This is a genomic window from Candidatus Bathyarchaeota archaeon, from assembly GCA_026014735.1.
Lineage (GTDB): Archaea > Thermoproteota > Bathyarchaeia > Bathyarchaeales > Bathycorpusculaceae > Bathycorpusculum.
Genome location: JAOZHT010000001.1, coordinates 178,453 through 202,624 on the forward strand (window position 1 = coordinate 178,453; position 24,172 = coordinate 202,624).

Consider the following 24,172-nt stretch of genomic DNA (forward strand, 5'->3'; position numbering starts at 1 on the left):
CGATTAGCTCCATTTTTTCAGGGCTGGAACCGGGATGGTTCTTGTCGCCACGACGCCTTCCACGGGACGCACGATGTCGCCCACGAAATGCAGCGCATTCTCGTTTGTATCCGCCTCAAAAAGCACCATAAAATCCCATTTCCCAAACGCCTGGCAAGCCTCCTGTAGCATCACGCCCTTGAGGGGAGATTGATTCCACTTCATGATTGCCTGGTAGATTCCATCAGCGCCTTTCGAGCCGATTTTTATGAACACAACAAATTTCTGAGCATTCTCCATAAAAAAGACACCATGAAAAAGTGGTTTGCGAGCGCTTTAAGGGTATGTGGCATCCACCCTGCAGCAACAGGCGCCGTTAGTTCCTGTCTGGGATAACTTTGACTTTAACCTCCGCCTTCATCTCCACGTGGTCTATCGGTTCAGTTTCACGTTTTTTGGGTGTTAGCGGCTTGTTTTTGTAGCTGCCAAAAGTCTGCGCGTACACCTTGGAGAATTGGGCGCCGAACAGCACGAAGAGGGCAGTTATGTATATCCACAGAAAAAGAACTATCAGGCTGCCCGCGGTTCCAGCCAACGTGTTGATGTAGAATAAGCTAAGGTAGAGACCGAAAAAAGAGTTAAGCAACGTGAAAACCAAGCCAGTTATCGCCGCGGCAACCCAGACGTCGCGCCACTGCACCTCGGTTTCAGGCAGCGTCTTAAAAACAACGGCGAAAAGCAACGTCGCCAACACGAAAGATAAAACGACCTCAAGCAGCCGGAGTAGAAGCGTGGGGAATCTGCCCAGCAGGGAACTAAAAAGGGCGATAGCTGCATCAGAGAGCACCGTGGAAAACGCGGTCCAAGCCACCACCAAAAGCCCCAGCCCGATGATGGCAGCGAAGGGCACCAGTTTGGCTTTTATGGATTCAGCGATGCCTCTTTTCGGGTGGATTTCCCAGATGACATCGATAGATTTCTGAAGCACCGAAAACGCCCCCACCGCGCCCGATATGGCAAAGACTATGCTAAAGAAGGAGCCGATTATGGAGGTGAGGGGGCTTTGGGCGTTGGTAAGTAGGTCCTCAAGCAGCGCCGCCACGGCTGGACCCACAAGGGTGCTTACTTGGCTAATCAGCTGCGCAAGCGCCTGCTCCTGCCCGTAGAACTGCGCAAACACCGCCACGCCAATCAGGGCTAGGGAGGGCAGCGGCAGGATGATGAAGAAGGCAAGGGCGGCTGCTCGCAGGGTGGCGTCATGTTTCTGCCATCGACTGTAGGTTTCCAGAAGAATTTTCATAAACCCTGCTTTATTCATGGCTTAGCCTACGTTTTAGATGAGTAGTTTTATGGCGGTGTAGAGGCTGTTGAGGGCAACCGCTCTTGTTTTAGTTACTGCCTGCAGAAGTGTCGGGTTCGCTTGGGCGCCTATGGTGACTATGCGGCGGCTCCTATACGACACCGTCAGGGTTACGCCGCTGCTTTTGAGGGTTTCAGCGACGTTTCGGAGGGCGGCAAGGGGGCTCTGAGGGTTCTGGGCGGCATCGGCTTGGCGCAGTTTGGGCGTGAGTTCGCCGCGCATGGCTATCAGTCGCTTTATGAAGGCTTTATCTTGGAGGTCAACTGCAATGAGGTTACTTGTCAAATCCACCCTTAACACCTGCAGCTTACCGGTTGAAAGCAGCACCGTTCCAGACTCGAAAGCCGGTAGGTTACTTTGGGGCGCCTGCATAGGTGGGTTCCTTCCAGTGACGGCTGTTTCTGTGTTTGACGTTAAAGTTGACTTCGCCGCTGACTTCATAGGTGACGTTGCCAAAGCGGAATCTTACAGCCTGCACATCGACCCGCAGGTTGTCTTTGTCGCCGACGATTTTATCGATAATCTCAGTAAAATTATCCGGTTTAATTTTCTGCAAAGTCTCCTGTAGAGAAGTTACCTGATAAGAATCTGCCATAAAACTCGTCTAGACATTAAGGCTGCAAGGGCAATAAATGTTTATCCGATGGCACGGCTGGGGTTTTTCTTGTTTCACCTGATTTAACTTGTTTAGTTTAAGGCGGGTTTTTATAGAACCTAGCTGTATTGGCTTTGCAAGAGAGAGGGATACATCCCAAGTTGACGCTTATCGTTGACGACGCTGGCAGCGGCGATTTACTTTTCGGCGTTGTAGTCGGCGCCTACCATGAAGAAACAGGCGAATTCAAATACGACTTAATCGACGTGAAGTTCTATCAGGACATCTTCCGCGAGAAAGAGTACCTGCAAGAGTCTTCCCGCGTCGTCACAAGACTCGTCGCCAAATTTCCCCTCAAAGAAGACGAGGTTATCCAAATCTGTCAGGGCTGCATCTTTGACGTAGCCGCAGTGGACCTCCAGAAAATCTATGGGGAAGACCGCGTGAAGCGAGTGCATGTTGAAGGCGAGACCCAGCGGCTAGTTGAAATCGCCTACCTCGATGAGATCCGTAACTTAGGCTATGAACCCCTCGCGGAGCGGGATGAGAAGCGGGGCAAAAGCTTCTTCCATATGATGCGCTGGCTCAAAGACAACCCTAAGATGCTACCATACGCCAAAACGGGTTGGCCCAGGCTAAAGAAGTATCAGCTCTTCAAAGCCGCCACAGCTGCAGCCACCTTCACCGCGGTCTGCAGTGAATGCGGCGCCCAATGCGAAGTGCCCTTCCAGCCTAAAGCCGACAAACCCGTGTTCTGCTCAAAATGCTGGTCTAACCATAAACCCGCCCGTAGCAATCGCAAACCCCGCAGAAGCAACAACCCAAGTAAACGTAAAAAATAGGTTAAAAAAAATGAATGTAATATTCGACTTTAACTCAAGCTGGTACATCCTCTTATTCGCGTTCCTTGGCGCATGGGCTCTTTTAATCGTTGCCCGCCGCAAATGGGGCGCAAAGCACGAAGTGAAAGAGCAGGTTTTCCTGGCCTTCGGCGGCATGGCATCGCTTGCTCTGATGGAGTTCTTCGCTGTCTCCACGGGGCTTTGGAACTACACGCCGGGTAACTGGCCGGTGATTCTGTGGCCAACCTACTTCGTTGCTATACTCTTCGGCTACCAGTTGCTACGCTCCATCGAGCATATGCTGCTGCGTCGGCCTGTGATGTAAATTTATTTTAACTACAAGCCGCCATATGCCATGTCGTGGCTCTGTATGGATGAAGAGTGGGAGCGGCTGGGGCATCTGTCCCCCGAAGAGAAAGTGCAGCTATGCATAGACATGACTGATGGCTGCATGCGGGTCTGCGCGGATGGCATACGCCAGCAGTATCCCGGCATCAGCGAAGAGGAGCTTTTAGAGAAGCTGCGTGAACGCATCCAATGGGCAAAAACTCACTGAGGAGTCGTCATGGAAGCCTACTACGCTTTTGTCGGAAAAATCGTTAAAGCGTTTGAGGCATCAGGTTTAAAGTATGCTTTCACGGGTGCGCTAGCTATTAGTTTCTATGGTGTTCCACGGACCACCAGCGACATAGACGTGATTGTCGCGGTCACCGATGAATCAAACCTTAAAGGTAAACTGGCTACTGCTTTACAAAAAGCAGGGATGCACTTTGAGGAACACAAAATTGACTCTGCTTTAACTTCAGGTTTTAGGATAGCGTCGTTTAAAGATAAAACATCCCCATACAGCATCGACATAATCTTTTCCGATTCAGAACTAAAGAGAAAAGCAGGTAAGATTGCGGGGTGTGACACTTTTTTTCAGTCACCTGAGGAGTTGATAGCTGCAAAGCTTCGCATGATAAAGGTAACTTTGCCGCCTGAGCGTGCAGCAAAAGACCGCAAGGACATAGAAGCTATTTTAAAATTCACCCCCGTTGATTTGAAGGCTGTTAGGAAGCGGGCAAAAGAAGACAACACATTAAATGTGTTTGATTCTCTGGGTTTGAAGGCTTAAATCGCTGTTTCACACCTATATTGGTTAGTGTTTTGTGTTGACTCATGTTTGCAGAGATACTTCTTTTGAAACCATCGTGTGGGCAGACCGACCCTGGGTGGTGCCCTCCGCCATCATGCGCACCTTTGCCGTGGTGATGGCTGCCCTATTCTTTCTTTTCCTCGAAATGTACCTAGGCGTCGCCGTAACATTAGTCTATGTTTTACCCATCTACCTCTGGACGCTCTTTATCTTCATCGCAATCTGGGCATTTAGTCTGCTTGACCTGCTTCTTTTCTGGGTGTCCAGCAGTTATGTGCTGCGCAAGGACGGATTGGAGGTGCAGCGGGGCATAATTCGGCTGGATTCCTTTGTGGTTACGCCGCTGGGCTTTGGCGATCTGCGGCTCTACCAGAGTGTAGGCGGCAGAATCTTTGACTACGGAGATTTAGTGATTAACTCGCAGGGGGAACGGCGGGTTCGGCTTGCGCTGGTGCGTTCGCCGTTTCGGGTTGCCCGGCTAATCCGCGAAGTCATGGCTAAACCCACCGTGCGCACACAAAACTCAGCCTAAAACATGGTGTTGCGGTTAGCATGGGGCTCGGGAACCTCTTCCACCACGTCCCAGTGCTCAACTAGTTTGCCGTCCTCTACACGGAAGATATCCACGATGGCTTCTCCGCGGCTGCCCGGATGGGGTTTTAGGTGACTGTGCACCGCGACGTAGTCGCCTTCAGCTATGATACGTTTGAATTCCACGTGGAGGTCGGGGTTGGCTTTTATGTAGGCGCCGGCGTAGGCTATTACGCCTTGGGGTCCGTCGGCTGCGTCGGGGTTATGCTGGCGGTAGCTGGGGCCTATGTACTGGGCGACGGCTTGGGCGGGGTTTTTCTGGTTAAAAATCATGTCGAGGCATTCTTTGGCCAGGCGCTTGTTTTGAGCTAGGTTGGTTGCGGTTTGTGCCTGCATATTGTTTCATCCATGTGTAGGTGGGGCAGTGGGGTTTTAAGGGTGTGTGGGTGTGGCGATGTGGCAGCGGCTTGGCGGCTGCTGTGCCGCGGGCGGGTGGGTTTTCTGTTCAACTGCAAGGTAACTTTTGCATTTGCTGTGCGGTTGTTGGGTTTTTATTAAATGTTATGAACATTTCTCAACACCCTTTATATCCGCCGCCGACCATAGAGGTTGACAGAGCAAAAAAAACCAATCCTCAAGAAAGGTTGGATGACGGCATGTTGGCTCTGGCAGCTATGATCTGCGGCACCTGTGCGCTTTGCCATTCAAATTCATGGGGTATGTCCGTTCTCGCGTTCGGCACGCGTAAACAACAGGCAAAGCAAACGGGACGCAGCATGATTACCGGCTGCCAAGCCAAAACAGCCGCTCCCTGCTCGCACCGCTATACCCCCGCATATGCGTCGCGATATATGTACGTGTTACATAGTTTTATAAACAAAAAATGCAGATGTGCAATGCCCCAACGGAGGCGAAGAAATGCTGAGTAGAGACTGCGACGGCTGCGAGATGCTGCATATGTGCAGCGAGCGATACCGCAAAGTAGGCACCAACGAGAAAGTCTACTGCCCCGACGGCACCGCCCACCTAGTAGACCAAAACTAAACTCCCCCCAACTTTTCTACTTTTATCTGATAACCTAACCGCTTGTTTTCTGTATTAGAATTTGCAGTGGATTGTTGGTTTGGTTTTTTATGACTACGCAAAGCTGCCTTAGTTTATGTTATCCTATGGTTAGGTCTCCTCACGAATTTATGGTTGGTTATGCGCCTAACGATGATGCTTTTTATAATACAAGACAAGAGCACTGCCGATACCAACAATCACTAAAGCAAAAACAACAGCGGCCAGTGTACTATCAAAAGATTCTGGCGAGTTTAATTTGTCTTTTTGAGACTCTGAATCAGGTGATGCTAATTGTGAATTTGACGAGTTCATGGGCAGGGTTATATCAGTGCTTCTAAGGGAAGTTAATGCCCAATCTGGCAGTGTAAAACTAACACTTGAAAAAGGCGCCATTTGGGGGTAATTATCGGTTAAGACAAGGGGAGAGATATTGAAGGAACCGATGTTATCGTAGTTTTTGGTGTCGTTAGCATAAATGATGTATGGGGAATCGCCTACTCCGTCTCTGTCGGTATCAGAACCGTTGTAGTCACTCCAGTAATTGCCTTCCTTGCCATTATCGAGGAAGAGCTCGTGAGTTGTTCTCCAAACCGTAAAGGTTCTCTCTTGGGGAGGCGACCAATAAGGATCGGTGACAAAATCAAAATTGTTATGGTAAAACATGTTATTCCATGCTGCAGGTCCAGCGCTGCCAATGGCTAAACCTTGAAGATAATTCCCCACATAAGTATTATTGCTCGCCAAAATCTTCAAGATGCCCTTGATTGTGTTTGCGGCAACAAAGTTTTGGGTGCTGTTGGGGGCATGTGTGCTTCCGATTTTGACAATAGTCGGGATTTCATTGCCGAGGAGGAGGTTTTGGTTTCCTTCGATTTCAACGCCGCCGAAAGCACTACTGCCGTTAGAAGTTATCATGTTTGATTGGATAACGTTTCGGTCGCCCTTCGCGCTGATGCCTCCGCCCTCGCCAGATACACGGTTGGATTCAATCGTGTTGTATGAACCGATACAGGAAATGAGGTAGCTGCCTGTCCCATTTACATTGTTACCTTTAATTGTCAGACCAGAGCCTATTGAATCGATGCCGCGAAGGGTGCTGTTGATGATTTGTGTTGAGTCAGCTCTTGCTATAACCTTAAGATTCATCACTACACCAATAACCTGAGTTCCCCGATTAGTCAAAGAAATATCGCCGTCGCCTACACTTTCGATTTCTATGTTCGAGATCCTAACATCTACGGCATTGACTTTGATGGCCGAATCATAAGCCATGTAAGAGAAGGTGAATATCTCTTTCTGGATTAATGGTGGAGTTAACATTATCTTGGTAGATTCAGCGCTTTCTCCATTGATGGTGATGGATTTTGTTATAAGCAGAGTGCTATTGGCAGGCCCCTCATAGACGCCGTTTCTAATATAGATCGAATCGCCATTTGTTGCGTTTCCAATAGCTGCGCTCAAAGTCGGGAAATCGTCTGGAACCACCAAAGTCCTAGAATCAGCCCTCACAAACAAGGGCATGATGCCTGATGAAATCAGAAGAAAAACCAGAGGAATAATGCTTAAACGATTCATGAGTAGATATTATCCACTTTTTATATATAAAATTTTGTCCAATTTGCTTAACTAAGGGAAAATGGGGGGCTACGAGTTATAGACTTTTACTGAATCTACAAACAAGTTCACGGGCATATACTCGTAGTTGATTTCAGCCACTATTGCAATGTACCTGAAGTCATTTACAGAGTATCCACCGTCAACCCATCCGGGGAAACCTGACCATTCAAGCCAGCCTTCTTTTGTTATCACCCAGTCATTGTTATTGTTGTAGGAGACGCAAACATAGTAGTGGCTCCAGTAGGTATCGATTGAATAACCGTAAAAGTAAATTTGACCGTGCGCTTCCCTGTTCATTGCGCCGACAATTACGCCTCCATCGCCCTCGTAATACCAACCCCAAATTTGCGCATAATCATTATCATTGCCACTTCCCACCATTCCTTCTGGGTTATCGACGTATCCACTGCCATAATTTGAGCTTGTAACAATCTCTGGTACCCAATAATGGGCAGAGAACTCATTTGGGTCTGGAATTACAAGAACTGAATCAACGTTGAGAAGTGAGGGCTGGCTATCTGCGTAGACGACTATCGCTATGTAATTAAAAAAGCCCTGGTATTCTCCGACATCGATCCATCCGGGCGTGGTTTGAGTTATCCAAAGATTGGAGTTGACTGGGACCCAACCGCTTCCACCATAGTAGGAGACCCATACTTGTACATGACTGTTATACCCCGTGTTGGTATTTCCATAAAGGTATATGTGGCCTATCGGGTTCCATGGTATGGCTCCAACAATTACTGCTTGATCTTCGTCGCCAATTGCATAAAGAGTGGTGAAGCTGTTATCGTTTGAGCCGCCTTCTATGCCGTCAGGATTACTTACGCCTGCATTACCATAAGATGTTGCAGGGCCGTGCTCATTTACAAAATACTGGTATAGATGTATATTTCCGTTGCCATAAACCACCAAAGTACTTCCAGTATACGGGGGATCGTCCCATTCCTGAGTTTGCCAGTTCCATTGCGGCCACACTGCTCCAAAACCGTTATGCAAGTCCGTACTCCCAAATAACTCATTGAAGTTTTTCAACGAAGACTCATCCAAGGCGTCATTAACTGAAATATCGCATGTTAATGCATACCAGAAGAAATTCTCAAGCCACGTCGCATACTTTGGGGATATTCCCTCTATCGTCTGGTCTAAAGCTGCTGAACCGAAAGGAAAGCCGATGTAACAAAAGTTACTCCCATCAGGGGATTGATAACCATCATCACTCAACTCGCCATAATCTTGACCAATCTCGTGACCCGTCCATGCATATGGCATTCCGCGCGCTCGACCAGCTACCTCTCCTTGCCAACTTTGACCAGTTATCGGATTGGTAAGGTTGGCGGAATAACAGGTATTTATGAACGTAAAGAAGGATTTTCCTGCAGAAGTCACGCTTGATATGTTCATATCATAGACGGCGTTTTCCTTAACCGTAGCTGGATTACTGGCAGTTCCAACACGTGTGCCAATATTATCTTCGAAGCAGAAATGAAATTCATTTGAAGCCCCCGGGAAGTTCCACTCGTTTCCGACACCATGGTCAAAATCGAGTACTGCAGTAAGGGCGTAATTTGTTTCAGCATCAGTGAGATTACTTATGATTTTAGTCGCGATTGATCCTGAACCCTGATAATTGTCAGCTGCGTAACCATCATCTTTAAAGTAGTTATTTATTGCGTTGCTACTTATTTGTTGGCGGTTAATTTCATTTTCAGTTTTACGCCAATTATCCCAATCGCCTGGTATTTGAGTATCATTTGCACCAGTACTTTCTGCACCCCAGATCAAGGACCGTCTCGTTGGCTCGACAGCCCCTACAGTATACATAGAACCCAACAGCGTCGAAAAAGACAACAAAAGGCAAAGCAGTAATCCGCTAAGCTTCAATGACTGTCTACGCACGTTTTTCTGCTTCAACCAAATAGGCGCAACTCCAAGCGTAAACAATACAAGGGCGAAAAGAGGCACAAAGATGCTTCCTACGGAACTTGTTTCGGCTGCATTTGGATTCTCTGTTGGGTCAACCGCGGCGACTTGATCTGCTGGTGGATCAATTGTTGATATTCTCTCATGAATATAACAGACTTCCCCCGTATCAGCCCAGACATAAACGTCTATTCCATAGACATTGCCCGGGTAGAATTTATCAAGGCTAATCCACACGTGCCGCATAGGGTAAAGCGCCAGTGGATCAAAACCCCGTGTCGTATTAGCATCGACGCTACTAGCAAAAACTGTCTGGATTACCATTGCATTGGCAATTTGGAAATTCATTACCTCAACAGTAGAGTTATCAGATTTCATGTTCCAATTGAAATTTGTGACTGCATTTGAAGCGATATCGATGGCTTGTTTTTCAGTGACCTTCACGGATGTGCTAGCAACGTTGTAAATGTCCCAGTTATCGATAAAGTAGCTTAAGACACCACTTTTGTAGCCCAAAGCTACGCATTTGTTGGGGGCCTCGATGCCGTTAGATATATATGTCCACTTATATACTGTTAACCCGTCTGTAACATTGACCTCAAGCTGTACGTTGTCTTTAGTTACTGTAATGTTATCGTCTTCTATGTTGTTAAGCATTGAGCTTAGTTGATCATAAAACGGTTTTCCACTCAGACTTCGATAGTTATTAAGAAAGGTTTTGGCTGTTTCAGCTACATCGATTACTCGCAAATTTCCGTTGGCGAATTCAAATTGTTTTTCTGCCAATTTGGTTATGACTGGTGTTCCCCGATTTTCCAGCATATACATCATTCGTAAATCGCCGTTTATGAAGGAACAGAGCGCATCAACTTTACTGTCATTGGCTTCTAATAGGTAGCGCACGTTGTCTTGGGGAACAACACCCATATAGGTATCTTGAGCGCCCTCTTTTATTGTAGCGTTGAATTTTGCCATGTTTAGATTTAAAGCATTGTGTAGGGTGGATAGCCCTTTTTCTTGAAGGGTAGGCTGTGCAGCTTGTGCATCAGGCATTATTGAGGAATAAACAATAGAGCTAATTAGTGCAGCAAGAATTAATGTAAAAAGTTGTTTTTGCGCTTTTTTCACCATTGTCTTTTTACTCCTAAAGCCAATGCTTTTCAATTATTCTATTTAGCCCATGTTTGCTTATAAAACATTCTATAGTTTGATTGTTTAAGTTCCTGTTTGAAGTCAGAAAAACTCATTGTGTTCTCCCTTATGCCGACCTGCAATGCCCCAACGGAGGCGAAGAAATGCTGAGTAGAGACTGCGACGGCTGCGAGATGCTGCATATGTGCAGCGAGCGATACCGCAAAGTAGGCACCAACGAGAAAGTCTACTGCCCCGACGGCACAGCCCATCTAGTAGACCAAAACTAAACTCTTTTTCTTTATTATGGTTTTATATACTTAACCGGTTATCTTGTTTTGAGAGGGGTATTCTTTGAGTAGGCTATCCTCGGCAGTAAGAAGGTTGCCTTTTGGGTTAGGGAACCATTTTCCCAGCAAACTCAAGGCTGCATACCGGTTCTCTGTGGCGAAGTTGGGGATAAAAAATGCTCGGCTAAAAGTCGATATTTACGATTTCAAGAAGCCGGAGCGGATCGGCCAGGTGTTTTTAGCACCCTCGGACATGCCCATATCTGATAGGCTGTTTCTTTACTCATTTATCCGATCAGTCAAGCCCCAGCGGGTGCTGGAAATCGGAGTTTTAGGCGGGGGCTCCGCGTTGATTATGACCAGCGCCATGGAAGACAACGGGGTTGGCCAGATGGCGGGAATCGACCCTGCACCGCAGGTTCTTTTTGATGCGAAACGGTTCTTTGGCAGGTACCATCTCATCAAGGGATATTCGCCTCAAGCCGTTGGCTCTGCGGTGGAGAAGCTGGGCGGCAAGGTGGATGTGGCGTTAATCGATGGGCTCCATACTTACAGTCAAGTTTCCGCTGATTTGATGGGCGTGCTCCCCTACATGGCAAATGACGGGTATATTCTGCTGCATGACTCCTTCCACTATGGCATCTACTGTGCAACCGAGCGGTTTCTCTTGGAGAACACGCAGGTGGTTGATTGCGGATTGTTAAGTGTGTCTCCGCAGCTTCATGAAGACCCAAATGTCGCTTACGGCGGAATCAGGGTGCTGCGTGTCTCCTCAAGCAAAGGACATGTGCTAAACAAGTTACATCAAGCATATTCTGCTGCAAAGTTAACGCCTCCCACTCTTGACGACGAAATCTTGGACCATGACGGCTATGCCTGCACAAAAATTAAGCCCTGCCCCCGATGCAGTCGAAAGCAGCAACAAAAAAGTAGCTTGTCTTAATTTATCGTAACTTAGCCGCAAAATCGGAAAAAGTCGCTCATGTAACCAGCCAGAGTGCGCTAGAACATCTACTTCCCGACTAAACATGGCCTAGTACCAAACTACCTTCCTCTTCGTTTTATTTATTCACCGTAAAACCGCTTACTATGCAAGATAAACTCCACAGATCAGCTTTTATTATGCCTAACGACACTACTTTTGGGGAATAACCAACGGAGAAGCCGCTCAAGCCCCCTCATGCTTTTTCAGCCGAAGAAGTGTTCAGTAGCCTTGATGCCACACCTCAGGGGCTCACAGAAGAGCAAGCTCAAAAGCGGCTAGCTCAATACGGAAAAAACACCCTAAAAGAAGAAAAAATCAGTAAAACCAAACTGTTCCTGCGCCAATTCGCCAACATACTCATCTATGTCCTGATAGCTGCAGCGGTGATTACCCTTATACTTGGCGAACTGGTCGATTTCGCCCTCATAATCTCGATAGTGCTAATAAACAGCTTCATCGGGTTCTGGCAGGAGCTAAAAGCAGAAGCATCCATCCTTGCCCTCAAGAAGTTAACGGAGAGCAAACTTCGAGTGCTGCGCGACGGAAAAATCGTTGATGTTGCCTCCTCTGAGGTGGTTCCCGGCGATGTTTTAGTTGTATATGAGGGCGACGTGGTAACGGCGGATGCGCGGCTTTTCGAGAGCCACAGCATCATGGTGGATGAGGCGTCGATTACCGGCGAGTCGCTTCCGGTGTCCAAGGATCCCTCGTTGGTTTTGGATGCTTCGGCGATGCCCTATGAGTGGGAAAACGTGCTGCTTACGGGCACGACGGTTACGCGGGGTTCTGGTAGAGCCGTTGTTACAGCCACAGGCCAAAATACGTATCTGGCGGGGTTGGCTGAGAAGTCTAAAGCTGGATCCCCCGACAGCCCGCTTACAAGATCCCTTAAGTCCTTTACAGAAAAGTACCTCGTGATTCTGCTGGTCTTCTTTGTTATCATCGGCGTCTACGATTACTTGAACGGCCGCGCATTAATCGATGTAGCCTACATCCTTGTAGCTCAACTGGTATCCTCTGTACCTGAAGGCTTACCCATAGTCGTCACTGTTATAATGGTGGTCGGCGCAGTTGCGTTAAGTAAAAAGAAAACGCTAACCCGCTATCTTCCATCCGTGGAAACCCTGGGCAGCGCAACGGTTATTGCTTCAGATAAAACCGGAACCATAACGCAGGGCAAACTGATAGTGAAACGCTCCTACACCAACCGCCTTGGCACATTAAAAATCGCGGCTGCCCTCTGCAACGACGCCAAAGACGGGGTGGGTGATCCACTCGACATTGCCCTGACTAAATGGGTGAAGAATCATCAAGAAATCAGGGAGCGGCATCCCCGCGTTTGGTCTTATCCTTTTGATACTAAACTCAAACTTATGGCCACAGTTAACGAGGTTTCAGGTAAGCAGCGGCTACTTGTGAAGGGCGCCTATGAGGAGTTGCTTAAACTGGCAGAGGACCGCGGCGAGTTTTCGAAGGCAGAAGCCATCCTGACTGAGATGGCGGACAATGGCCTGCGTGTAATCGCCTTCGGTGAAGGTGAATGGAGCGGGAAGGAGCCTTCAGGCTGGCGACTGCGCCTCATCGGTTTAGTTGGGTTTTTGGATCCGCCTAAAGACGGCGTTAAGGGTGCGGTGCTCACGGCTAAGAAGGCGGGAATCCGCGTGGTTATGATAACCGGCGACTACGCCTTGACAGCCCGCGCGGTAGCCAGGGAAGTGGGCATCTGGCATGAAGGCGACCAAGTATTAACTGGGCAGGAAGTTTCAAAACTCGACGATACCCAGCTCTACGCGGCCCTCAAGCACACCACGGTTTTAGCCCGCATTATCCCCGAGCAGAAATACCGCATTGTAAAGCTGCTGCAGTCTAGGGGTGAAATCGTGGCGGTTACCGGCGACGGAGTGAACGATGTTCCAGCGCTCAAAGCTGCTGATTTAGGAATCGCCATGGGTTCAGGCACAGAGGCAGCCAAAAGCGTCTCTAAGATGATAATCGTCGATAACAACCTCACCGTCATCGTTGACGCCATACGAACCGGCAGGGTGACTGCGTCGAATGTTCGCAAAGTAATCTACTACCTCCTCGCCACCAACATGCACCAAATCTTCTTGCTTTCCCTCGCCATTTTCTCGGGTTTGCCCCTGCCGCTGGACCCGATAATGATTCTCTGGATTAACCTTGTGACTGACGGCACACAGGACAAAACCTTCCCCTTCATCAAGGAGGAAGAGGGCGTTATGGAGAAGCCGCCTGTGAAGCCCGGCAAGCAGTTCTTTGATCGGCGGCAGATAGCCCGAATAATGGTTTTCGGCGCCGTCATGGGTATAGCGAGTTTTCTTCTGTTTGTTTATTTGCTGGGCGTCACCTCCTACGTGGTCGCGTCCTCGATCACATTTGTGGGGGTTGTTATTCCTCAGTGGGTGAACGGTATACAGGCGCAGAAGGAAAAGGAGCCTTTCTTTAAGAATATCCGCCGCAGCTTAACCATCAACCCCTACATTTTCCTTGGAGCCGGAATAGGCTTGATACTGCAGCTGTTCGCAATCTACCTTGTTCCCGGGTGGTTTAATATGGTGCCTCTTGGGGTTGATCAGTGGATTTATCCGCTTGCTCTTGTGGTTCTTGCCTTCTTGGTGATTGAAATAAGAAAGGCCGTCGAGTACTATGTGCTTGAGAAAAACAAGTAGTGTTACGCGGGGCATCCTTGAGAGGCGGCAGGCATTCTACTCTGGTTACATCCACCGTTTTGGCTCAATCCGTTGGGTGAAAACCGCGGCTATAGCTAACGAATGAAAAAGCAGAAATCTATCCCCTCCAAATATCATAGCGAAGTCGTGAAACGTTTGGATAAGCCTGATTATTTGATGTGGAGCAAAAAATACGATAAAGCCTACGGCTACTTGGCGCAGCGTGAGCGGGAACTGGGCGCGAAGTTCCGCAAAAACAAAGCCCTCACCATCAAGGACCTCTCGGCGGTGGCGGAGTGGAAATTTAAATCTGAACCCGACAAGCTCACCCGCGCCCTGGAGCTTGTGAGTCGCAACAGCGAGGAACGCGTCGTGCGCATCAGCAGCCAAATCCTAAATTTACCCGACGCCGACGACGCCTACCGCCTCACCTGCCTCACCTCGCTGGAGGGCGTCTCGCCGGTGCTTGCCAGCATCATCCTCTCGTTCTTTGACCCTGCCCGCTACGGAGTCTTCGACCACGCGGTCTGGAAGGCGCTTCTGGGCACCCCGCCGCCGGGGCTCTACACCGCCCAAAACTACCAGCGGCTACTGCAAGCATTGCGTAAAACCGCGGCGAAACATAACTTGGACGCACGCGTCATCGATAAGGCGCTCTACAGAAAAGCCAACGAGCAAACCTAAACGTGGCGTTCAAGGGGCAGCTCCACAAAAAACTTGGTGCCTACCCCCACCTTGCTTTGGAAGCTTATGGTGCCGCCCTGCGCCTCAACTAGCCGTTTCACCACCGCTAACCCCAGTCCTTGCCCCTTGGCTTTGGTGGTGTACATCGGCGTGAACAGTTTCGCCTGGACCTCAGGGGGTATTCCTACGCCTGTGTCGGCTACGGTGATGCAGACGAGGCGGGGTTTCTTATGTGCGGTGACGCCGAGTTCGCCGCCGCTGGGCATGGCTTGGATAGCGTTGTTGATGAGGTTAGTTAGGGTGCGCCTCAGAAAGGTGGGGTCGACACTTATGTTAGGCAGGTTTTCTGAGTGGATGGCGATTTTGATGTTTTCGGGGATAAGTACTGTCTGCATCACTTCCAAGATGAGGCTTTCCAGGTTTACCTGCTGGTACTCGGGGCTTAGTTTGCGGGAGTAATCCTGCAGGTCCGCCACGATCTTGTTGATGTAGGTGATGTTGGCTTCGATGCTTGCAAGGCTCTCGAAGATCTCCTGTTTTGACTGATTCTGCGGCAGCGCTTCCGCCTCGGTTTTTATAAGGTAAACATCGCCTGTGAGCGCCTGCAGCGGATTGCGGATGTCATGGCCCACCATCCCCGCCATCTGCCCAATAGCCGCTAACCGCTCATACTCAACCAGCTGCCTTGTACGCTGCTCCACCAGTTCCTCAAGGCGCCTGCTGTACTGCTCGATTTGCTGGCGGTCATGGGTACGCTGGGTTATGTCGCGGATGCCGCCGACGAAATGTACGGTTTTGCCGGTTTGGTCTTTTATGGCTTTCGCGGTGTCTTTGACGACTATGTAGACGCCGTTTTTGTGGCGGAAGCGGTAGGTGAGGCTGTAGCGGTCTATGTTGGGGTCGCTGGCGGCTTGTCTCCATTGGGCAACCACCTCTTTGACGTCGTCGGGGTGTATGCGGCTCATAACCCAGTCAATGGTAAGGTCCGATGAGGTGCTGTTAAAGCCCGTGACTGTTTCTTCGCCGCTTATCGCTTGTACCCTGTGGGTTTGGAGATCGTATTCGTAAACCATCACGTTCGCTGCCTCTGCCACAGCTCGGAACCGCTCCATGCTTTTCCTAAGCGCCTCCTCAGCTTCCCACTGCTCCGTCACATCCTGATCTACGCCGACGACGACTTTGGCTTTGCCCTCCCCTGTTACCTGCACCACCTGGCGCTGGGAATGCAGATGCCGCACTGAACCGTCGGGGCGGATTATGCGGTAATCAAACTCTTCCCGATGATTCAGCGGCGAATTAAACATGGTTTGAGCGTTCTTCATGGCTGCTTCTCGGTCCTGAGGATGGATGTAGCTTGTGTATTCTTCCCATCCTAATCCGGGGACTGTGGGTTTGACGCCGAAGACGCGGAACATCCCCGGAGACCAGAGGGCGCATGTTTGGGCGGTGTCGAGTTGCCAGCTGCCGAAATGCGCGACTTGCTCGGCGAGGGAGAGCAGCTTGGTGTTTTCGCTTGCAACCGCCAAAGGGACGGGGCTGAGGGGTTGTTGAGGGGATTGTTTGTTTTTTTGTTTTGACGAAGAATTTGCTGCTTCATTCAACGTGAAGACATGTATTCTAGGACTGAACAACTAAAAAAATCTTTCAAGGAGGAAACCCGCACAAGTTTTATGTATTACAATGTATTCTCGGTATGGTGTGGTAAATTTGACTGAAACCGAACAAACCAACATCGTCACCCTGCGCCTCAGCAAACAAAGCCTCAGCCGAATCCAAGCCATCCAGAAACTCGAAAACGTCGACCGCACCAGTCTCTTCAAAGAATTCATCGAAGACGGCCTACGCAAACGAGTCCTGCATTATTACCGGCAAGGCAAACTCACCCAGCGATGCGCCGCCGAACTCTTAGGAATCACCCTGCGGGAATTCCTCAAGTTGCTCGAAGCAGAGGGCATCACCATAAACTGGGACTCAGAGGGCATCAAACGGTACATGCAGGAAAAGTACGGAGAATAAGCCCTTTGCCGCGGGTTGTCTCTGACTCGGGACCGCTAATCCACCTATCCCAGATAGGCAGGCTCCAGATTCTAAAGCACCTCTTCGGCGAAATACTGGTAGCTGACAGAGTTAAAGTGGAGGTTGTTGATGAAGGCCTCAGCCATGGATATCTGGATGCAAAAGCTATCGGGGAAGCATTCGAAGCGGGATGGATAAAGCTGGAAACGCTGCCGGCGCCTGCATTAAAGAAGGCTGCAAAGCTGGCTGAGGGCGAAGGAATTTCCCTTGCGGATGCCCAAGTGATCCTCTATGCGGAGGAGAAAAAAGCGCTGTTTCTCACCGACGACGCAGTTCTCTCTAAACTTGCCGAGATGTATGGCCTAAAAACGTGGGGTACCTGGACGCTGCTTCTGGAAGCCCTGAGCAGAAAACTGATTTCCGCCGCTGAGTTGGAGAAGGCGATGGAGGAGCTGGGCAAAAGCAAGTTTAAGCTTAATCCCCAGCAGCAACAGGAAATACTAGACGCAGCCAAGCACATCCAAAGTCGAACAGGGGCAATAAACCAATGACAACTGTTATTGGTTAAAGTTATTAGGTGGCGTCGTCGATAATACTTTTGAGAGGGCGACTTTGACCACTGAAGTTAGTTTAGACAAAGTTTACCAAGAAGTCAAACGCATGCGCCGTGAACTCAAAACCATAGAGAACTCTTTAGACAGCCTGCTTGAATCCCTTATTCCCGAGGGCAGAGAACTCAGCGCCCAAGAAGTTAAAGAGCTTGACGAGATAAGCGCAGAGATGGATGCGGGCGAATGTGTTTCTTTAGAGGAAGTTGTGGCGAAATGCGAGGCGCCTAAACGTGGCAAAGTACACACTAAGGTTTCACAGAAAAATCGATAAATTCCTCTCAGAACTCGACTCGAAAAGGCGCCGCCAACTCGCCGAGGACATAATGTGCCTGCAGACTTTTCCCCAATTCAGCAAGCACCTTGACATCGAAAAGATGAGGGGCCGCAAAAACACCTACCGTCTACGCACCGATGACTTCAGAGTCCTCTTTGAGGTTAACAAGACGGCACAGACAATTAATGTTCTTAAAATCGATCGCAGAGAACAGGCATACAAATGACCAAGAAAAAGGTAGTTGCTATTAGATATTGGCAACAAGAAATTCGACTTGAATGTTATCACTTGCAGGGGAGAGACAAAAAACATGGTGCAGAAAGATGAAGAACTCATACCTTTAAAGGACCTGCTGGAAGAGTGCCCCCTAAGCCAGCAACCCGAGGAGAAAACCTTCTACAAAAAGCGCCCTCCCAAACACTGCCCAAATTGCGGCTCAACCAACATCCACAATCAAGAACTGGAGTCGCGCCACCGCACCTCCGAGCTCTACGACACCTACTGCCATGACTGCGGATGGAGCGGCGACATCTCACCCGACATACCACTCGACCAAGAGAAGACTCTGCGGGAAATAATCACAACAATACAAACCCTAAAGCCCACCCTATCCGAAAAATACGGCGTAGAAACCATCGGCGTCTTCGGCTCCTACGTCCACGGTGAACAAACCCCAAAAAGCGACATAGATATACTCGTAAGCTTCAAAAATGACTTCTCAATTGGGCTCTTTAAATTCATGGAACTGGAAGAATTCTTAACCGATAACCTCGGCGTAAAAGTAGATTTAGTATCCAAAGACGCCCTCAAACCCCACATAGGCGAAAACATCCAAAAAGAAGTAACAATAATTTAACGGTGCTGCTTGCAAAAAATGTTCGCAGTTAGCGAACAGATAAGCGCCAGCCAAATACGCCACCCCACCATTAAAAAAACAACCGCAAAAAGAGTTAAAATGGAGATTATCTATCACCAACATACTTTTAGGCGTAAAAATATTACAATCGTAATAGAATTAAAAGCAAAGTGCTAAAAAGACTATTGCTGTTAGCCATAGTTAAGGGCTTAAGGGCTTATTTGACCGAGCCATACCTTTTGTAATAATCTCACTCCACTGGGACAATGAACTATCTGACTGGCCCTGTTTAATCAATTCATCAAGCAGCCTCTTTAGTTGTTCAGGTTGCAGTTCCATAAGCGCATAGGTTAATTGCGAGATTACTTTTGACCTAGAATTACCCTTTATTTCAGGCAGATTATTTTCAATAGCAAACATTTGGACGTCTTTCATAGTAGATAAAATTCTACGTTCCTTAAACTCATCAAGGAACTTGTGTATTATTTGGTATTTCTCTGGTTGCGTTTCCTTTAGACTTTCAAGCCCCGGAGTTAAAGGTCTTCGGTTTGCTAAATTAGCGCGACCAACCGCGGCGGTAGTCAACAAGGCATTAGCTAATTTCTCTGTAAATTCAGGAGTGCAGATCCGCTTCGCCAATTTTTCAAATGGCTCTGGGCCGTATTTTTTGAGGAGTTTCGCGAGATCTGCTATTAGTTCATATTCCTTTTCTTTGCTTGTTTCTTCTATCATAGACCAACTATTCCAGCTACCTCATTTACTACTTTACTAAGTTTATTCACCTGAGTTATTCGAGAATATGAAGTCCCTCTGAGAGACTTTCCTTCTCTCGCTGATTTTGCAATTGACCTAGAGTATGGAATCTCATTCTTAAGAATGTACCACCCAAAATTATTACATTCCTCTGCAACTTCGGCTTTGGCCCTTTTTTCCTCAGGGGAGTAATTGGATGTGAAATTAAAAACTACCCCAGCGACCTTAGGCGCCTTCTTGCGAGTGTTGCTTTCGAACTCAGTCAAGGAGTTGTTTAGCAAGGGCAAGCCAATTGAGGATAAGTACTCAGGCTTTACGGGGATTAACAAATAATCACTCGTTAAATAGGCGGCTGTAGTAAAAACGGACTCGGTCGGTGGGCAATCGATCAAAATAACATCATAGTCACTTTCAATGGCAGACACAACCTGGGAAAGGAAATATTCTTTTTGACTAGGATTTCTAATCGAGAATGCAAGCTCAAGTCGTGATGGTATTAAATCGATCAAACTATTTGAATAATAGGGATACTTTTTTGCATGGAATAAGACGGACGTTGGATCAAGAGGTTTTGGCGGAGGATATCCGGGTACATGGACATTCTGTTCAAAAATATGCCAAGTTGTCGGAAAGTTGTTCGTCAATATGTCAGATTTATATCTAGTTGCCCCCAACAAATATTGGCTGACATTAAACTGAGGGTCCAAGTCTACCACGAGCACTTTCTTACAATTCATAGCTAACTCGTAAGCAAGTTGAGCTGTGAGCGTTGACTTGCCTACGCCCCCTTTCATATTAACCATCGAAATTTTCTTAGCCATCGCTTTACTCCTCCGGTAATCATATTGCTGCCAGAACATTTAAACTTTAAACATTTTACCGAAAAATCAGTCTACTTGGTTAATTTTTAAATTGCAAAATTTACGAATTGATGAATTTCGTGAGTATTTATATTTACGATTCACCATTGCTTCTTGAGGACGTAAGTACCTTGAAAGATAAACAAGTTGAATCTCAAATCAGAAGCTTAGCAGGCGGCGACCTCGTCTGCATCGAGTGGAGCGACGCCAGCATCGGCAAGTCGCTATCCAATGGCTTAGGCGGCATTGATGTGCCCGTGCGCAGCTGGGGCGTGTTCATCGGCGTCTTGGGCAGGCGTCGGGAGCATGTGGTTTTGGCTCAGAACTGCTTTCGCTACAGCGACGGCCTCTACGACATCGACTACACGGCGGTGCCGCTGTCTTGGGTGGCAAACGCGCAGGTCATCGAGCAGGGCTATGTCGGCGGCGAAGAAGCCCGCGTTTTGCTTAACAGCTTCACACTTAACCAGAAAGCCAAGGGCGAGGGTGAAAAGACCTTTAACCGGGGCAGATGTAGCCAGCGGAGGCTGAAGAATCATTGACGGATTGGGTTAAAAAGGCCCTTACCCGCAGGGGCAAAGGCCGAAAAGGGCTGTCGGAAGAGGCGGAGCCGGATGCGCGGCTGGTGTTGGGCACCAAATTCGCCATCGCCGCCATTTTCTGCCTGTCTGCGTTGGAGGTTGCCAATTTGGCTTTTTTGGGCGCCTGGAACAGTGAGGTTTTCGCGGCGGTTACAGGACTAACTGGAACCGTCACTGGGATTTTGATTTCGCAGAAGTCCAGCTAGGAGCGGGTTTTTTTGGCTGAAGAAGCCGCAGGCCAAACACGGGTTCAACCCCCAGTTGACTCTATAAATAGAGGGGGGGTAGACGTGGCAGAGCAACAGCAACGTTCCACCAAAGAACTCATCGAAAAAGAATGGAAAATAATCGAGGAACTCCACCAAATCGCCAAAAAAACAAACAGCGAAAAAACAAAGGCCTTCTACTATCAAACCCTCGCAGGCCACATCCGCACGCTTGCCATACTCCTAAAACTCCTCGGAGAACCAGAGCAAACCCAGGACCTCGCCAAAATCCTAAGCCAAATCACCAAAGAAGCAAAAACCATGGCAAAGAGGCTACGGCAAAAATGAGCCAACGAAACGCGCTACAGAGGCTAACTGAAGAACCCAGCCTCTTTGCGCAGCTGCTTTTAGACTTCAAACCCTTCCCCTACCAAGAACGCCTGCTAAACGACCCATCCGAGCGCATCATCGCCTGCATGGGGCGACAGACTGGCAAAACCACAACCATCGCCACCAAAGCCATCCACTACGCCTACACCCACCCCAAAACGACAACTCTTATTGTTTCGCCGTCGCTGCGCCAGAGCATGATAATGTTCGACAAAATCCTCAGCTTCACTCAGGGCAGCCCATATCTCAAAAAAAGCGTAAAACGCAAAACCCGCACCCTAATCAAACTCTCAACCGGCTCACAGATAATCGCCCTGCCATGCAGCGAGCACATGCTCCGCGGCTACACGGCTAATCTGGCAATCTGCGACGAAGCCTCCTTTATCCCCGAGTCAATAATTACCGAAATCATTTTTCCAATGATAAGCACCACAAAGGGCACCACGATTCTGCTCTCGACGCCCTGGGACAAAAACCACTTCTTCTACAAAGCCTTCCTCAACCCCACCTACAGCAGCCACAAAATCCCCTCAACCCAAAACCCCCTCATCCCCCCAGAGTTTCTGGCGGAAATGAAGCAAACCATGACGGAAGACGCCTACAAACGAGAATACGAGGCGGAATTCACTGAAGCGGCGTCTTGCTATTTCCAGCAGGAACTCATCCGCAGATGTATAGAAAAAGCCCAGCACCTCAACCTTGAACCATACCAAAACATCGAACAAACCATTCCAAGAGGCGACTACTACGCTGGGCTGGACTTGGGCAAGATGCAGGATTTCAGCGTCCTTGTAGTTGTTCAGAAAACGCAGGAGCACCTAAAAGTGGTTTATACCCACCAGTTCCCCCTAGAGACGCCCTACACTGAAGTCATAAACTTCCTCCTCGCCGCTGACCAGAAATTCATGTTCAAAAAGCTCTTAGCTGACCAAACCGGTATCGGCGAACCCATCCTTGAAAGCATCCAAACTCAAGGCATAACCTCAGCAGAAGGCTTAACCCTCACCCAGGACAGCAAAACCGAGCTCCTCACCTACCTTAAACTGCTCATGGAACAAAACAGCTTAGCCATCGCCTACAACAAGAACCTCTGCCAACAAATCAACGACCAACAGTACAGCTACGGCAAAAACGGCAAACTAACCTTCAACCACCCACCCAACGCACATGACGATATGCTCTGGGCACTGGCACTTGCCGTTTACGCCTCAAAATCGCAGGTTACACCGAAGCTTTGGGTTGTAGCCAAAACAAGCAGGCTGCAGAGGATGAAGCAGAGGTTAATGTCACGTAAAGTTGGAGGTGTAGGATTGTGACCAGACGCAGACAGGAACACTTCCATATTACACAGCTCAAACGCACCTATAACCGCGAAACAGACACCTTCACGGTTAACATAAGCTACGAAACCGCGCCTACAGTGCTAACTGAGCGCACCAAAGAGGTCGCAGAGGCTTTTGGGCTCGGAGCAGACCAAACCCACAAATTCATACTCTATGACAACGTCAACATCAAAATTCGACCCACCGATGTTGTCCTCATAACCGGCGACAGCGGAAGCGGCAAATCTGCGCTGCTAAAAGCCCTCAAAGCGGATTTAGGCGAGCAAGTAGCCGACGCAAAAGCCCTCTCCATCCAGCCCGAGCAGCCCATTATCGAAACCGTCGGCGCAAACACTACAGAAGCCATCGGAGCCCTCAGCCAAGTCGGCTTAAATGACGCCTTCATTTTTCTCCGCCCTTACAGCCAACTCAGCGATGGGCAGAAACACCGTTACCAAGCTGCACAGCTAGCCGCATCGATGAAGCCTTTTTGGGTAATCGACGAGTTTACAAGTACCCTGGATAGGGACACAGCCAAGATTTTAGCGTTTAACCTCCAAAAGTTAGCCCGTAAAAGTGGCAAAGTAATCATCGCAGCTACTACTCACCGTGACCTCCTCAAAGACTTTGCACCAAACGTACATATCCACAAACGCTATGGCAAAGAGGTAACTGTGCGTTATTACCCCAAAGCCAAAGCAAAACAGTGCTCACTCACAAAGCAGATGACGATAACACAGGGCACAGCAGCCGAATACAACGCCCTCTGCGAATTCCACTACCGCGCCCACCGAACACCGCCAACACGCAAAATCTTCACCCTTAAACGCAGAGGTGAACTTTGCGGAGTTATCGTTTACTGTTATCCGCCGCCGATGTGTTTTGGGCGAAGCAAAGTTTGGAAGGGCAGCATGGAGGAGCTGCAGCGGGAAATCAGCGTAATCAGCCGAGTAGTAGTCCACCCTAAGTACCGCAGCATCGGCTTAGGCGAAAAACTCGTCAGAGACACATTGCCTTTCGCTGGGACGCCCTGTGTTGAAGCAGTTGCGGTCATGGCAAAATACAACCCGTTCTTTGAGAAAGCAGGAATGCAAAAAATCGCAGAAAGCCGACCCAGCAAAGCCGTCACCCAAGCACTGGCAAAGCTGGAGGATTTGGGTTTTGATGTGATGCTAATGGGCTCAGCAACCTACAACCAACAAAAAATAGCCCAAACCGGCACCCAGCCCCTCCTAGACATCTTAACTGAGCTTTCCAAGAGCGACGGCGGAATCAGACGCAGATTAGCCTCCACCAAAAACCCCTACCCAAGCCACACCGAAGCCGCAGAGAAAATCGCCGCCTACACCCCCCAGGAGCTAGCAGAGGCGTTAAAAAGGCTCAGCTTCGCATGCCAAACAAAAACCTACCTATTTTGGGCAAAAGTCCCCATTTAACAGCTTTCCAAGTAAACGTTATAAGCAGAGCGGTCCACTC

Annotated in this window: 29 protein-coding genes and 1 pseudogene; 20 read left to right on the forward strand and 10 right to left on the reverse strand. The window is 48.8% G+C overall.

Annotated features, from left to right (window positions below; genetic code table 11):
- Window positions 1-3: 3 nt before the first annotated feature.
- The 4 genes from NWE93_00805 to NWE93_00820 form a co-directional block, all read right to left on the reverse strand.
- A complete protein-coding gene (locus NWE93_00805; GenBank protein ID MCW3998762.1) occupies window positions 4-279 on the reverse strand; it encodes a hypothetical protein in 276 nt (91 codons plus the stop codon).
- 76 nt (window positions 280-355) lie between these two features.
- Window positions 356-1,279: a YihY/virulence factor BrkB family protein gene (locus tag NWE93_00810; protein MCW3998763.1), complete on the reverse strand. Its 924-nt coding sequence runs from the start codon at window positions 1,277-1,279 to the stop codon at window positions 356-358.
- Window positions 1,280-1,312: 33 nt separating this feature from the next.
- The gene (locus NWE93_00815; GenBank protein MCW3998764.1) at window positions 1,313-1,711 is read right to left on the reverse strand and encodes a hypothetical protein; all 399 of its coding nucleotides are present in this window, start codon (window positions 1,709-1,711) and stop codon (window positions 1,313-1,315) included.
- On the reverse strand, window positions 1,692-1,934 hold the full coding sequence (locus NWE93_00820) for a hypothetical protein (protein ID MCW3998765.1): 243 nt from the start codon (window positions 1,932-1,934) through the stop codon (window positions 1,692-1,694). Before NWE93_00820 ends, NWE93_00815 begins: the two co-directional genes overlap by 20 nt.
- A 134-nt stretch (window positions 1,935-2,068) precedes the next feature.
- On the opposite strand from NWE93_00820, the gene NWE93_00825 reads away from it, so the two are divergent.
- The 5 genes from NWE93_00825 to NWE93_00845 are packed head-to-tail and all read left to right on the forward strand — an operon-like array spanning window position 2,069 to window position 4,446.
- Entirely contained in the window at window positions 2,069-2,776 is a 708-nt protein-coding gene (locus tag NWE93_00825) for a hypothetical protein (protein ID MCW3998766.1), read from the forward strand.
- 10 nt (window positions 2,777-2,786) lie between these two features.
- On the forward strand, window positions 2,787-3,101 hold the full coding sequence (locus tag NWE93_00830) for a hypothetical protein (GenBank protein ID MCW3998767.1): 315 nt from the start codon (window positions 2,787-2,789) through the stop codon (window positions 3,099-3,101).
- Window positions 3,102-3,146: 45 nt separating this feature from the next.
- Window positions 3,147-3,332, forward strand: a complete 186-nt coding sequence (locus tag NWE93_00835) for a hypothetical protein (GenBank protein ID MCW3998768.1) — start codon at window positions 3,147-3,149, stop codon at window positions 3,330-3,332.
- Between the two features lie 9 nt (window positions 3,333-3,341).
- Window positions 3,342-3,893: a nucleotidyl transferase AbiEii/AbiGii toxin family protein gene (locus NWE93_00840; GenBank protein ID MCW3998769.1), complete on the forward strand. Its 552-nt coding sequence runs from the start codon at window positions 3,342-3,344 to the stop codon at window positions 3,891-3,893.
- A gap of 37 nt (window positions 3,894-3,930) precedes the next feature.
- Window positions 3,931-4,446, forward strand: coding sequence for a hypothetical protein (locus tag NWE93_00845; protein ID MCW3998770.1), 516 nt, complete (start codon window positions 3,931-3,933; stop codon window positions 4,444-4,446).
- Here the strand turns inward: NWE93_00845 and NWE93_00850 are convergent.
- Window positions 4,443-4,841 carry an ester cyclase gene (locus NWE93_00850; GenBank protein MCW3998771.1) on the reverse strand — a complete coding sequence of 133 codons (399 nt, stop codon included), beginning with the start codon at window positions 4,839-4,841 and terminating at the stop codon, window positions 4,443-4,445. The two genes, NWE93_00845 and NWE93_00850, sit on opposite strands and share 4 nt — an antisense overlap.
- A 522-nt stretch (window positions 4,842-5,363) precedes the next feature.
- On the opposite strand from NWE93_00850, the gene NWE93_00855 reads away from it, so the two are divergent.
- The gene (locus tag NWE93_00855; GenBank protein MCW3998772.1) at window positions 5,364-5,489 is read left to right on the forward strand and encodes a hypothetical protein; all 126 of its coding nucleotides are present in this window, start codon (window positions 5,364-5,366) and stop codon (window positions 5,487-5,489) included.
- Window positions 5,490-5,654: 165 nt separating this feature from the next.
- Here the strand turns inward: NWE93_00855 and NWE93_00860 are convergent, their stop codons facing one another.
- Window positions 5,655-7,085 carry a hypothetical protein gene (locus NWE93_00860; protein ID MCW3998773.1) on the reverse strand — a complete coding sequence of 477 codons (1,431 nt, stop codon included), beginning with the start codon at window positions 7,083-7,085 and terminating at the stop codon, window positions 5,655-5,657.
- A gap of 69 nt (window positions 7,086-7,154) precedes the next feature.
- On the reverse strand, window positions 7,155-10,181 hold the full coding sequence (locus tag NWE93_00865) for a hypothetical protein (GenBank protein ID MCW3998774.1): 3,027 nt from the start codon (window positions 10,179-10,181) through the stop codon (window positions 7,155-7,157).
- 164 nt (window positions 10,182-10,345) lie between these two features.
- Here NWE93_00865 and NWE93_00870 point away from each other — a divergent pair, with 164 nt between their 5' ends.
- From NWE93_00870 to NWE93_00885, 4 genes and pseudogenes are all read left to right on the forward strand, one after another.
- Window positions 10,346-10,471 (forward strand): hypothetical protein, encoded by a 126-nt coding sequence (locus tag NWE93_00870; protein ID MCW3998775.1) that lies wholly within the window; start codon window positions 10,346-10,348, stop codon window positions 10,469-10,471.
- A 64-nt stretch (window positions 10,472-10,535) separates the two neighbouring features.
- Window positions 10,536-11,414, forward strand: coding sequence for a class I SAM-dependent methyltransferase (locus NWE93_00875; GenBank protein MCW3998776.1), 879 nt, complete (start codon window positions 10,536-10,538; stop codon window positions 11,412-11,414).
- Between the two features lie 245 nt (window positions 11,415-11,659).
- Window positions 11,660-14,143, forward strand: a pseudogene (locus NWE93_00880) (cation-transporting P-type ATPase).
- A gap of 102 nt (window positions 14,144-14,245) precedes the next feature.
- On the forward strand, window positions 14,246-14,827 hold the full coding sequence (locus NWE93_00885; protein MCW3998777.1) for a hypothetical protein: 582 nt from the start codon (window positions 14,246-14,248) through the stop codon (window positions 14,825-14,827).
- On the opposite strand, the gene NWE93_00890 is transcribed toward NWE93_00885, so the two are convergent.
- On the reverse strand, window positions 14,824-16,353 hold the full coding sequence (locus tag NWE93_00890) for a PAS domain-containing protein (protein MCW3998778.1): 1,530 nt from the start codon (window positions 16,351-16,353) through the stop codon (window positions 14,824-14,826). The two genes, NWE93_00885 and NWE93_00890, sit on opposite strands and share 4 nt — an antisense overlap.
- 181 nt (window positions 16,354-16,534) lie before the next feature.
- Between NWE93_00890 and NWE93_00895 the strand changes: the two genes are divergently transcribed.
- From NWE93_00895 to NWE93_00915, 5 genes are all read left to right on the forward strand, one after another.
- Window positions 16,535-16,843, forward strand: coding sequence for a UPF0175 family protein (locus tag NWE93_00895; protein MCW3998779.1), 309 nt, complete (start codon window positions 16,535-16,537; stop codon window positions 16,841-16,843).
- 5 nt (window positions 16,844-16,848) lie between these two features.
- Window positions 16,849-17,394 carry a hypothetical protein gene (locus NWE93_00900; protein MCW3998780.1) on the forward strand — a complete coding sequence of 182 codons (546 nt, stop codon included), beginning with the start codon at window positions 16,849-16,851 and terminating at the stop codon, window positions 17,392-17,394.
- Window positions 17,395-17,455: 61 nt separating this feature from the next.
- Window positions 17,456-17,725: a hypothetical protein gene (locus tag NWE93_00905; GenBank protein ID MCW3998781.1), complete on the forward strand. Its 270-nt coding sequence runs from the start codon at window positions 17,456-17,458 to the stop codon at window positions 17,723-17,725.
- On the forward strand, window positions 17,685-17,954 hold the full coding sequence (locus NWE93_00910) for a type II toxin-antitoxin system RelE/ParE family toxin (protein ID MCW3998782.1): 270 nt from the start codon (window positions 17,685-17,687) through the stop codon (window positions 17,952-17,954). Before NWE93_00905 ends, NWE93_00910 begins: the two co-directional genes overlap by 41 nt.
- A 339-nt stretch (window positions 17,955-18,293) precedes the next feature.
- Window positions 18,294-18,584, forward strand: a complete 291-nt coding sequence (locus tag NWE93_00915) for a nucleotidyltransferase family protein (GenBank protein ID MCW3998783.1) — start codon at window positions 18,294-18,296, stop codon at window positions 18,582-18,584.
- Window positions 18,585-18,785: 201 nt separating this feature from the next.
- Here NWE93_00915 and NWE93_00920 read toward each other — a convergent pair whose 3' ends face one another.
- Together NWE93_00920 and NWE93_00925 are read right to left on the reverse strand one after the other, a co-directional pair.
- Window positions 18,786-19,316: a hypothetical protein gene (locus NWE93_00920; GenBank protein ID MCW3998784.1), complete on the reverse strand. Its 531-nt coding sequence runs from the start codon at window positions 19,314-19,316 to the stop codon at window positions 18,786-18,788.
- Entirely contained in the window at window positions 19,313-20,158 is an 846-nt protein-coding gene (locus NWE93_00925) for a ParA family protein (protein ID MCW3998785.1), read from the reverse strand. Before NWE93_00925 ends, NWE93_00920 begins: the two co-directional genes overlap by 4 nt.
- A gap of 170 nt (window positions 20,159-20,328) precedes the next feature.
- Between NWE93_00925 and NWE93_00930 the strand changes: the two genes are divergently transcribed.
- The 5 genes from NWE93_00930 to NWE93_00950 all read left to right on the forward strand — a co-directional run bounded on the left by NWE93_00930 (window position 20,329) and on the right by NWE93_00950 (window position 24,132).
- Window positions 20,329-20,739, forward strand: a complete 411-nt coding sequence (locus NWE93_00930; protein ID MCW3998786.1) for a hypothetical protein — start codon at window positions 20,329-20,331, stop codon at window positions 20,737-20,739.
- The gene (locus NWE93_00935) at window positions 20,736-20,984 is read left to right on the forward strand and encodes a hypothetical protein (protein MCW3998787.1); all 249 of its coding nucleotides are present in this window, start codon (window positions 20,736-20,738) and stop codon (window positions 20,982-20,984) included. The genes NWE93_00930 and NWE93_00935 overlap by 4 nt, the downstream gene beginning before the upstream one ends.
- Before the next feature lie 84 nt (window positions 20,985-21,068).
- Window positions 21,069-21,332: a hypothetical protein gene (locus tag NWE93_00940; protein MCW3998788.1), complete on the forward strand. Its 264-nt coding sequence runs from the start codon at window positions 21,069-21,071 to the stop codon at window positions 21,330-21,332.
- Window positions 21,329-22,690: a phage terminase large subunit gene (locus NWE93_00945; protein ID MCW3998789.1), complete on the forward strand. Its 1,362-nt coding sequence runs from the start codon at window positions 21,329-21,331 to the stop codon at window positions 22,688-22,690. The genes NWE93_00940 and NWE93_00945 overlap by 4 nt, the downstream gene beginning before the upstream one ends.
- Window positions 22,687-24,132: a GNAT family N-acetyltransferase gene (locus NWE93_00950; GenBank protein MCW3998790.1), complete on the forward strand. Its 1,446-nt coding sequence runs from the start codon at window positions 22,687-22,689 to the stop codon at window positions 24,130-24,132. The genes NWE93_00945 and NWE93_00950 overlap by 4 nt, the downstream gene beginning before the upstream one ends.
- Window positions 24,133-24,172 lie beyond the last annotated feature (40 nt).